We start from the raw sequence: 11,327 nt of genomic DNA on the forward strand, positions 1-11,327 counted from the left end.
CTTCACCACCGTGATGCCGTGTGCGCGCGACAGGCCTGCGTAGGAAGTGGTGAGATCGGATAGCTGCTTACCGCCGCTGAGCACCAGATTGGAAATGGGGCAGGAAATAAACACATCCTGCGGCTCGATCAGCACCACGTCGATTTTGTGGTCGGACAGCAGGCGCACATACTTGGCGGCGGTGGCGCCGCCGTAACCGCCGCCTATCACCACGACCTTGGCCTTGGACGGCACGGAAGTGCTGGCGCAACCGGCCAAGCCCAGCAAACTCAGGGCGGCCGTGGATTGCAGGAAGGAGCGGCGCTTGAAGCCGGCGAGTGAAGCAGAAGCGAAACCGGATTGAAGAAGCGTGTTCATGGTGTTCTTTCCCCTTACTTCTTTTGTGCGGCAAAGTAGCCGGCCAGCGCTTCGACCTGCGCATCGTTGAAGCCCTTGCTGATCTGGTGCATCACGGTGGCCGGCCGTGCGCCGGTCTTGAAGGCGCTCATCTGCGCGACGATGTAGCTTTTATCCAGGCCGGCCAGCGAAGTGACCTGGGAACCCTGCACCACCTTGCCGTCGGTGCCGTGGCAGTTGGCGCAGGTGGCGGCCAGGCTCCGCGTGTAGAGCGCCTCCTTGCTTTGCGCCTGGGCGAGGGGGCCGAGTGCCAGGCACAGCAAGGGCACGGCGAGTTTAGCGAGGTGTGGGGTTCTCATGGGGCCTCCAGGCGGTTTCAGACTTTGGTTTTTCTTGATCTGACAATTTAACGCGGTGCCCTTGGCACCCTATAGGGAGTATCCAGTACTTCGGTGCGCCGCGTCACCCCCGGCATTCGAACCATTGGTGATTTGCTTGGCACCAATTCATCGTTGATGGCGCTGCGTTCAAAAGATCGCGTCAGGCCGCGTCGGCAGTTCATCCCGCATCGACAGTGCCCCCATGGGCCGGCCGTAGATCTGGAAGATGCGCTCCGCAAGCGGCGGGTGGCTGGCGAACCAGCTGCCCCGGTCGCGGGCATCGACCAGCAGCATGTGCTGCACCGCCGGGTGCAGGCTGCGCGCCGGCGCCATGCCCTGCTCCTCTTCGCCGGCCACCTTGCGCAGCACGCCGCCCAGGCCTTCCCGGCTGCGCGTGAACTGCACGGCACGCGCATCGGCCAGGAACTCGCGCTGGCGCGAGATCGCCGCCTTGAGCGCACGCCCCGCCAGCCAGCCCAGCGATCCGGTGACGAGGATGGGGAACCCGGGCAAGGCAAGAAAGGAACGCTGGCCGTTCTCGTCGGCACCGCACATGCTGCGGCCCAGGCTGAAGATCATCTCCAGCCCGAACACCATGCCCGCCAGCCGCATGTTCAAACGTGTGTCGCCTTCGCGCAGGTGGCTCAGTTCATGGGCCACCAGGCCCTGGAGTTCGTCGCGCGTGAGCTTGTCGAGCGCGCCTTGCGTGACGGCAATGACCGCGTCGTCCTCGCCCCAGCCCGCGGCGAAAGCATTGATCGCGTCCAGGCGCGGCAGCACCATGGCCAGGGGCGGCTTCATGCTCGCAGCAATGGCCAGCTCACTCACGATGTTGCTGAGCTTTTGCTCGGCTTCCCGGCTGGCGGGCCAGGCCTCGCGGGCTCCGACGCGGCGCGCCAGCGCCTCGCCGCCGCTGCTCAGGGCCGAGGTCTCCAGCCACCAGCCGCCCAGCACGAACAACAGGGTCACCGAGGTATTGACGGTAAAAAAGTAGCCCGGGTAGCCGCTGAAGCCCGGCGTCACCAGCCGCCAGGCCAGTGCCAGCGCCCCATTGACGGCCAGCAGCAGGGCGACCAGGGTCAGGCCGAAGAGCAGCAGCAGCCGCAGGGTCTGGGCACGGGCGGTTTCCTGCCGTTCAAAGAAGCGCATCAGGCCCGAGCCGGCAATAAACAAACCATCTTGCCGCCACTACATTTGAATACGGACAGCCTGGCGTTCAGTCGCATTCTCGGTCGCGCGCAACATGGCGGAAGGCGCGAAGCCAAAAGTGCGGGCGATCAGCACAGCCGGGAACTGGCCCTGCGCGTTGTTGTAATCCAGCACCGCGTCGTTATAAGCCTGGCGCGCGAAGCCGACCTTGTTTTCGGTGCTCGTGAGTTCTTCACTGAGTTCGCGTATGGTCTGGTCGGCCTTGAGTTCGGGGTAGGCCTCGGCCACGGCGAAGAGGCGGCCCAGGCTGCCTTCGAGCGCCTGCTCGGCGACGGCCAGCGCGGTCACGGCCACAGCGTTGGCGGGCCGGCTGCGCACCGCATCACTGGCGCTGCGCGCCTGGTTGCGCGCCAGCGTCACGGCTTCCAGCGTGCTTTGCTCGTGCTGCAGGTATTTCTTGGCGGCTTCCACCAGGTTGGGAATCAGGTCATAGCGGCGCTTGAGCTGCACGTCGATCTGGCCGAAGGCATTGGCAATGATGTTCTTGAGCCGCACCAGCCGGTTGTAGGCGCCCACGGCCCAGAAGACCAGCAAGGCAAACACGACGATGAGGACAAGCGTGCTGAGGGACATGGGATTCCTTGATGCTGAAGAACACCGGCAGGAGAGGATCCCGGCCGGCGGCTGCCGCGAGGTTAACTGCTTTTGGGCCGGATCGGCAAGCCGGCCCTTTCCCCGGTGTGGCGGCCACGCGGCAAGCGCCCAAAAAAAAGCCCCACACCTTTGCGGGTGCGGGGCCGGGCGCCTTTCAGGGCGCGGGGAGCGTGTCAGCCGGCTTACTCGGAAGCGGCGCTGTCGCCACCACCGGTTTCAGCCGCGGCGGGCATCGCCTCCAGTTCGGCGGCTTCAGCTTCGGCGATGGCGCGGCGCTCGGCGTCGTCCATCTGGTCCTTGGCTTTGCGTGCCTCGTGGTAGGCCATGCCGGTGCCGGCGGGGATCAGGCGGCCGACGATCACGTTCTCTTTCAGGCCGCGCAGCTCGTCGCGCTTGCCCATGATGGCAGCCTCGGTGAGCACGCGGGTGGTTTCCTGGAAGGAAGCCGCGGAGATGAACGAATCGGTCGACAGCGAAGCCTTGGTGATACCGAGCAACAGGTTGCTGAAGGTGGCCGGGACCTTGCCGTCGGCGCGCAGCGCGTCGTTGGCGTCCAGCATGGCGGAACGCTCAACCTGCTCGCCGGCGATGTAGCTGGAATCGCCGACGTTTTCAACGACCACGCGGCGCAGCATCTGGCGAACAATCACTTCGATGTGCTTGTCGTTGATCTTCACGCCCTGCAGGCGGTAAACGTCCTGCACTTCGTCGACGATGTAGCGGGCCAGCTCTTCCATGCCCAGCAGGCGCAGGATGTCTTGCGGGTCGGCCGGGCCGTCCACAATCGATTCGCCCTTGTTGACCACCTGGCCTTCGTGCACCAGGATGTTCTTTTCCTTGGGGACCAGGTCTTCCCAGACCTTGCCTTCGGGATCGGTGATCTGCAGGCGAACCTTGCCTTTGGTCTCTTTACCGAAGGACACGGTACCGGTCATCTCGGCCAGCGTGCCCTTGTCTTTCGGCGTACGGGCTTCGAAGAGCTCGGCGACGCGCGGCAGACCGCCGGTAATGTCGCGGGTCTTCTGGCCTTCGATCGGGATACGGGCCAGCACTTCGCCGGGGCCCACGTCCTGGCCGTCGCGCACCTGGACCAGCGCGCCCACCTGGAAGCCGATGGTCACCGAGTGATCGGTGCCAGGGATCTTGACTTCGTGGCCGGCGGCGTCGATCAGCTTGACCTGCGGACGGATCACCTTCGTGGCGCCGCGGCGTTTCGGATCGATCACCACCAGGGTGGACAGGCCCGTCACATCGTCAACCTGCTTGGCAACCGTCACGCCTTCTTCCACATTCTCGAAGGCCACCTTGCCGGCGAACTCGGTAATGATGGGGCGCGTCAGCGGGTCCCAGTTGGCCAGGATGGCGCCGGCCTTGATCGTCTGGTCGGCTTTCACCGCCAGAATCGCGCCGTACGGCACCTTGTGGCGCTCGCGCTCGCGGCCGTGCTCGTCATGGATGACGATCTCGCCGGAACGGGCAATCACAACCAGTTCGCCCTTGCTGTTGGTCACATAGCGCATCGGTGCGTTGAAACCGATCACGCCGTTGGACTTGGCTTCGACGCTGGAGGCGATGGCCGCGCGCGATGCGGCGCCGCCGATGTGGAAGGTCCGCATCGTCAGCTGGGTGCCGGGCTCGCCGATCGACTGGGCGGCGATGATACCGACCGCTTCGCCGATGTTGATCAGGCCGCCACGGCCCAGATCGCGGCCATAGCACTTGGCGCACAGGCCGAAACGGGTTTCGCAGGTCAGTGCAGTACGCACTTTGACTTCGTCCACACCGGCTGCTTCGAGCTCTTCGATCAGGTCTTCGTCCAGCATGACGCCGGCCTTGGCCAGGACCGAGCGGTTCTCGGGGTGCAGCACGTCTTCCACCGCGGTGCGGCCGAGGATACGGTCGCGCAGCGATTCGATGACTTCACCGCCTTCAACGATGGCGCGCATGAGCGAGCCTTCTTGCGTGCCGCAGTCGTCTTGCGTGACCACCAGATCCTGCACCACGTCGCACAGGCGGCGCGTGAGGTAACCGGAGTTGGCGGTTTTCAGCGCCGTGTCGGCCAGGCCCTTACGGGCGCCGTGGGTGGAGATGAAGTACTCCAGCACGTTCAGACCTTCTCGGAAGTTGGCGGTAATCGGCGTTTCGATGATGGAGCCGTCAGGCTTGGCCATCAAACCGCGCATACCGGCGACCTGGCGAATCTGCGCCGCGGAACCGCGGGCACCGGAGTCGGCCATCATGTAGATGGAGTTGAAGGATTCCTGCTCGACTTCCTTGCCGTTGCGGTCGATGACGCGCTCCTTGGAGAGCTGGGCCATCATCACCTTGGACACTTCGTCGCCGGACTTGCCCCAGATGTCGACCACCTTGTTGTAGCGCTCGCCGGAGGTCACCAGGCCCGAGACATACTGCTGCTCGATCTCTTTGACTTCCTTCTGGGCGCGCGCAATGATGGCCGGCTTTTCCTTGGGGATCAGCATGTCGTCGATGCAAATCGAGATGCCGGCCTTGGTCGCCAGGCGGAAGCCCGACTGCAGCAGCTTGTCGGCGAACACCACGGTCTCTTTCAATCCGCACTTGCGGAAAGACACGTTGATGAGCTTGGAGATTTCCTTCTTCTTCAACGCCTTGTTGATGTTGGAGAAAGGCAGGCCCTTGGGCAGGATCTCGGACAGCAGCGCGCGGCCGCCGGTGGTTTCCCACAGCTTGGTCGACGGCACGAATTCGCCGGTGGCTTTGTCTTTGGTGTACTCGGTCAGGCGCACGCTGATGCGGGCGTTCAGGTCGAGTTCACCCGCGTCGAACGCGCGGCGGACTTCGCCGGTGTCCGAGAACACCAGGCCTTCGCCCTTGCCGTTGGTACGGTCGCGGGTCGTGTAGTAGAGACCCAGCACAACGTCCTGCGAAGGAACGATGGAGGGCTCGCCGTTGGCGGGGAACAAGATGTTGTTCGAAGCCAGCATCAGGGTGCGGGCTTCCATCTGCGCTTCCACCGACAGCGGCACGTGGACGGCCATCTGGTCGCCGTCGAAGTCGGCGTTGAAGGCSGAGCAGACGAGCGGGTGCAGCTGGATGGCCTTGCCTTCGAYCAGSATSGGCTCRAAGGCCTGGATGCCSAGGCGGTGCAGCGTGGGCGCACGGTTCAGCATCACGGGGTGTTCCTTGATGACCTCTTCCAGGATGTCCCAGACCACCGGCGTGCCGGATTCGACTTCCTTCTTGGCGGCCTTGATGGTCGTGGCGATGCCACGGCTTTCGAGCTGCGCAAAGATGAAAGGCTTGAACAGTTCCAGCGCCATCAGCTTGGGCAGGCCGCACTGGTGCAGCTTGAGCGTCGGGCCCACGGTGATCACGGAACGGCCGGAGTAGTCGACGCGYTTGCCCAGCAARTTCTGGCGGAAACGGCCYGACTTGCCCTTGATCATGTCGGCSAGAGACTTCAGYGCGCGCTTGTTGGCGCCCGTCATGGCCTTGCCGCGGCGGCCGTTGTCCAGCAGCGAGTCGACGGCTTCCTGCAGCATGCGCTTTTCATTGCGCGCGATGATTTCAGGAGCCTTCAGTTCCAGCAGGCGGCGCAGGCGGCTGTTGCGGTTGATGACGCGGCGGTACAGGTCGTTCAGGTCGGAGGTCGCGAAGCGGCCGCCGTCCAGCGGCACCAGCGGACGCAGGTCCGGCGGCAGCACGGGCAGCACGTCGAGCACCATCCAGCCCGGCTTGATGCCGGACTTCTTGAACGCTTCCATCAATTTCAAGCGCTTGGCGTTTTTCTTGATCTTGATTTCGGAACCGGTCAGGTCGTTGCGCAGCTTGTCGATTTCGACGTCCAGGTCCAGCCCTTCGAGCAGGTCCTTGATGCCTTCGGCGCCCATCTTGGCGGTGTACTCGTCACCGTATTCCTTGCGCTTGGCGTCGTAATCGTCTTCCGACATGATGCTGAATTTCTTCAGCGGGGTCATGCCGGGGTCGGTCACCACGTATGCTTCAAAGTAGAGCACGCGTTCGATGTCGCGCAGCGTCATGTCGAGCACCAGGCCCAGACGCGAAGGCAGCGACTTCAGGAACCAGATGTGCGCGCACGGTGCGGCCAGGTCGATGTGACCCATGCGCTCGCGGCGGACCWTGGTCTGCGTGACTTCAACGCCGCACTTCTCGCAAATGACACCGCGGTGCTTGAGGCGCTTGTACTTGCCGCACAGGCATTCGTAGTCCTTGATGGGGCCAAAAATCTTGGCGCAAAAAAGACCGTCGCGCTCGGGCTTGAAGGTGCGGTAGTTGATGGTTTCAGGCTTCTTGACTTCGCCGAAAGACCACGAACGGATCTTCTCGGGCGAGGCCATGCCGATCTTGATGGCATCGAAATGCTCATCCGGCGTGAATTGCTTGAACAGGTCGAGTAATGATTTCATGAGTTAAATCCTTTTCTTTCCTGTTGATTAGCTGCGTTCCAGCTCGATGTCGATACCGAGCGAACGGATTTCCTTGACCAGCACGTTGAACGACTCGGGCATGCCGGCCGTGATCGCGTGCTCGCCCTTGACGATGCTCTCGTACACCTTGGTACGGCCCTGCACGTCGTCGGACTTGACGGTGAGCATTTCCTGCAGCGTGTAGGCGGCGCCGTAGGCTTCCAGCGCCCAGACCTCCATCTCGCCGAAACGCTGTCCACCGAACTGCGCCTTGCCGCCCAGGGGCTGCTGCGTGACCAGGCTGTAGGGGCCGGTCGAACGGGCGTGCATCTTGTCGTCCACCAGATGGTGAAGTTTCAGGACGTGCATGTAGCCGACCGTCGTCGTGCGCTCGAACTGGTCGCCCGTGCGCCCGTCGTACAGCTGGGCCTGGGTGCGCGTCGCCGTCAGGCCCTTGGCCTTGGCGATGTCGTCCGGGTAGGCCAGCTTGAGCATGGTCATGATGTCTTCTTCCGAAGCACCGTCGAACACTGGCGTCGCGAACGGCACGCCGGTGGCCAGGTTGCTGGCCATCTCGAGCACGTCGGTGTCCGACAGCTTGGCCAGGTCTTCGGTGCGGCCGGACTTGTTGTACAGCGTGTCCATGAACTTGCGCAGCTCGGCCACCTTGGCTTCGGCTTGCAGCATGTCGCCGATACGCTGGCCCAGACCCTTGGCGGCCCAGCCCAGGTGGACTTCAAGCACCTGGCCCACGTTCATGCGCGAAGGCACGCCCAGCGGGTTCAGCACGATGTCGCACGGCGTGCCGTCGGCCATGTAGGGCATGTCTTCGACCGGAACGATCTTGGACACCACACCCTTGTTGCCGTGGCGGCCGGCCATCTTGTCGCCGGGTTGCAGGCGGCGCTTGACGGCCAGGTAAACCTTGACCATCTTCAGCACGCCGGCCGGCAGTTCGTCGCCCTGCGTGAGCTTCTTGCGCTTTTCTTCGAAAGCCAGGTCGAAGCTGTGGCGCGTCTGCTCCATGGCGTTCTTCACGCTTTCCAGCTGCGAAGCCACATCGTCGTCCGCCGGGCGGATGTCGAACCAGTGGTACTTCTCGACGTCGGCCAGGTAGGCCTTGTCGATCTTGCTGCCCTTGGCGAGCTTCTTCGGCCCGCCGTTGGCGACCTTGCCGACCAGCATCTTTTCGATACGGTCGAACGCGTCGGCTTCCACGATGCGCAACTGGTCGTTCAGGTCCAGGCGGAAACGCTTGAGCTCGTCGTCGATGATCTGCTGGGCGCGCTTGTCGCGAACAATGCCTTCACGGGTGAAGACCTGCACGTCGATGACGGTGCCTTGCGAACCCTGGCTCACACGCAGCGAGGTGTCTTTCACGTCGCTGGCTTTTTCGCCGAAGATGGCGCGCAGCAGTTTTTCTTCCGGCGTCAGCGTGGTCTCGCCCTTGGGCGTGACCTTGCCGACCAGCGTGTCGCCCGGCTGGACTTCAGCACCGACATAAATAATGCCGGACTCGTCAAGGCGGTTGAGCTGCTGCTCGGACAGGTTGGGAATGTCGCGCGTGATTTCTTCGGAGCCCAGCTTGGTATCGCGGGCCATCACCACGAGTTCTTCGATGTGAATCGAGGTGTAGCGGTCTTCGGCCACCACACGCTCGGAGATCAGGATCGAATCCTCGAAGTTGTAGCCGTTCCAGGGCATGAAAGCCACCAGCATGTTCTGGCCCAGGGCCAGCTCGCCGATGTCCGTCGATGCGCCGTCGGCGATCACATCACCCTTGGCCAGCTTGTCGCCCATCTTGACGATGGGGCGCTGGTGGATGTTGGTGTTCTGGTTGGAACGCTGGTACTTGATCAGGTTGTAGATGTCCACGCCGACTTCGCCGGCCAGGGCTTCCGCATCATTGACGCGCACCACGATGCGGGTGGCATCGACGTAATCGACAACACCGCCGCGATTGGCCGTCACCACGGTTCCGGAGTCGACCGCGGAAACGCGCTCGATGCCGGTGCCGACGAAGGCCTTCTCGGGACGCAGTACAGGCACAGCCTGGCGCTGCATGTTGGCGCCCATCAGCGCGCGGTTGGCGTCATCGTGCTCCAGGAAAGGCACGAGGGAAGCCGCCACCGAGACGATCTGCGCAGGGGACACGTCCATGTACTGGATGCGCTCGGCGCCGACCAGCACGGATTCGCCGTTTTCACGGGCGGACACCAGGTCGCCGGTCAGCTTGCCGGACTCGTCCAGCAGGGCATTGGCCTGGGCGATCACGTACTTGCCTTCTTCGATGGCCGACAGGTAGTCGATCTGGTCGGTGATCTTGCTGTCCACCACACGGCGGTACGGGGTTTCGATGAAACCGTACTCGTTGAGGCGGGCGTACAAGGCCAGCGAGTTGATCAGGCCGATGTTCGGGCCTTCGGGCGTTTCAATCGGGCAGACGCGGCCGTAATGGGTCACRTGCACGTCGCGCACTTCGAAACCGGCGCGTTCGCGGGTTAAGCCGCCCGGGCCAAGGGCCGAAACACGGCGCTTGTGGGTGATCTCGGACAGCGGATTCGTCTGGTCCATGAACTGCGACAGCTGCGATGCGCCGAAGAATTCTTTCAGGGCGGCGGAGATCGGCTTGCTGTTGATCAGGTCGTGCGGCATCAGCGGCTCTTGCTCGGCCTGGCCGAGGCGCTCTTTCACGGCCTTTTCGATACGCGCCAGGCCGGTGCGGTACTGGTTTTCGGCGAGTTCGCCGACACAGCGGACGCGGCGGTTGCCGAGGTGATCGATGTCATCGACTTCGCCGTTGCCGTTGCGCAGGTCGACCAGGATTTTGACCACGGCGAGGATGTCCTCGTTGGTCATGACCATGGGGCCGGTGGAGGAGTCGCGGCCGACGCGGGCGTTGAACTTCATGCGGCCCACGCGCGACAGGTCGTAGGTGTCCGGGTTGTAGAACAGGCGCTGGAACAGGGCCTGCACCGCGTCTTCCGTCGGCGGCTCGCCGGGGCGCATCATGCGGTAGATCGCCACGCGCGCGGCGAACTCGTCGGCCGTTTCATCGGCGCGCAGGGTTTGCGAGATGTACGCGCCCTGGTCGAGTTCGTTGGTGTACAGCACCTGCAGGTCCTGCACGCCGGCCACGCGCAGCTTCTTCAGCAGCACTTCGGTCAGTTCGTCATTGGCCTTGGCGATGATTTCGCCGGTTTCGGCGTCAACGATGTTCTTGRCGACCACGCGGCCGACCAGGAAGTCTTCCGGCACGCTRATGGTGGTGGTGTTGCTTTGCTCGAGTTCGCGGGTGTGGCGAACCGTGATGCGCTTGTCCTTGGCGACGACGACCTTGCCGTTCTTGTCGGTGATGTCGAAGCGGGCCACTTCACCGCGCATGCGCTCGGCGACGAATTCCATCTGCGCGCCGCTGTCCATCAGGCGGAAGTTGTCGAACACGAAGAAGTTCGCGAGGATGGATTCCGGGTTCAGGCCGATAGCCTTGAGCAGGATGGTGACCGGCATCTTGCGGCGGCGGTCGACGCGAAAGTACAGCACGTCCTTCGGGTCGAACTCGAAGTCGAGCCAGGAACCGCGGTAGGGGATGATACGAGCCGAGAACAGCAGCTTGCCCGAGCTGTGGGTTTTGCCCTTGTCGTGTTCAAAGAACACGCCGGGGGAGCGGTGCAGCTGGGACACGATCACGCGTTCGGTCCCGTTGATCACAAAGGAGCCCTTGTCGGTCATGAGCGGCACTTCGCCCATATAGACTTCCTGCTCTTTCACTTCCTTGACCACCTTGGACTGCGACGTGGATGATTCGCGGTCATAAATGATCAGCTGCACCTTGGCGCGCACGGCCGAGGCGAATGTGAGTCCACGGGTCTGGCACTCGCGCACGTCGAAGGCGGGCTTGGCCAGGTTGTACTCGATGAACTTCATCTCGACAAAACCATTGTGCGAGACGATGGGGAATGCGTTGTCAAACGCTGCCTGCAGGCCTTCGATGGTGCGCTTCTGGGGGGCACGGTCGGCTTGCAGGAACGCTGTGTACGCGTCTTTCTGCATTTGCAGCAAATAGGGAACAGTCAACACGCTTTCGCGGTTGCCGAAGCTTTTGCGGATGCGTTTACGTTCGGTGTAGGAATAGGCCATGAGTTCTCCGCGTTGATGGGCTCTGGCGACTCTCGTGCCCAAATACACCACGTATTCAGGCAGCTTGGTGGTTGGCCACTACCAACCATGGCGGACGGTGACGCATTGCACGTCACCCGAACCAAGGCGTTTTCTGCAGTCGGGGTCAGAAAACACTGGAAAGCAGACGGTTAAGTCTGCTTTTCGGTGTGCTCCTTGAAACACGAAAGGCTGGAAGCCCGACTACGGTCTTCCAGCCTTCTCGAACACCAAGAATTACTTG

5 protein-coding genes and 1 pseudogene are annotated in these 11,327 nt (G+C 62.9%); all 6 read right to left on the reverse strand.

Features of this window, described 5'->3' with window-relative positions; genetic code table 11:
• Window positions 1-357: pseudogene (locus AC1D0P_RS14315) on the reverse strand (flavocytochrome C); the annotation flags it as partial.
• Window positions 358-371: 14 nt separating this feature from the next.
• A complete protein-coding gene (locus tag AC1D0P_RS14320) occupies window positions 372-695 on the reverse strand; it encodes a c-type cytochrome (RefSeq protein WP_477677347.1) in 324 nt (107 codons plus the stop codon).
• A 168-nt stretch (window positions 696-863) separates the two neighbouring features.
• Entirely contained in the window at window positions 864-1,865 is a 1,002-nt protein-coding gene (locus tag AC1D0P_RS14325; protein WP_477677348.1) for a M48 family metalloprotease, read from the reverse strand.
• Window positions 1,866-1,904: 39 nt separating this feature from the next.
• Window positions 1,905-2,498 (reverse strand): LemA family protein, encoded by a 594-nt coding sequence (locus tag AC1D0P_RS14330; protein WP_477677349.1) that lies wholly within the window; start codon window positions 2,496-2,498, stop codon window positions 1,905-1,907.
• Window positions 2,499-2,701: 203 nt separating this feature from the next.
• Complete coding sequence (gene rpoC / locus AC1D0P_RS14335) at window positions 2,702-6,925, reverse strand: DNA-directed RNA polymerase subunit beta' (RefSeq protein WP_477677350.1); 4,224 nt, start codon at window positions 6,923-6,925, stop codon at window positions 2,702-2,704.
• Window positions 6,926-6,952: 27 nt separating this feature from the next.
• Window positions 6,953-11,065 (reverse strand): DNA-directed RNA polymerase subunit beta, encoded by a 4,113-nt coding sequence (gene rpoB / locus AC1D0P_RS14340; RefSeq protein ID WP_477677351.1) that lies wholly within the window; start codon window positions 11,063-11,065, stop codon window positions 6,953-6,955.
• Window positions 11,066-11,327 lie beyond the last annotated feature (262 nt).

The sequence above is a fragment of the Polaromonas sp. P1_G2 genome (genome assembly GCF_056405515.1).

Excerpts from the sequence above, each read along its gene's own strand:
- AC1D0P_RS14320 (WP_477677347.1), bottom strand. The coding sequence starts at position 695 with ATGAGAACCCCACACCTCGCTAAACTCGCCGTGCCCTTGCTGTGCCTG.
- AC1D0P_RS14325 (WP_477677348.1), bottom strand. The coding sequence starts at position 1,865 with ATGCGCTTCTTTGAACGGCAGGAAACCGCCCGTGCCCAGACCCTGCGG.
- AC1D0P_RS14330 (WP_477677349.1), bottom strand. The coding sequence starts at position 2,498 with ATGTCCCTCAGCACGCTTGTCCTCATCGTCGTGTTTGCCTTGCTGGTC.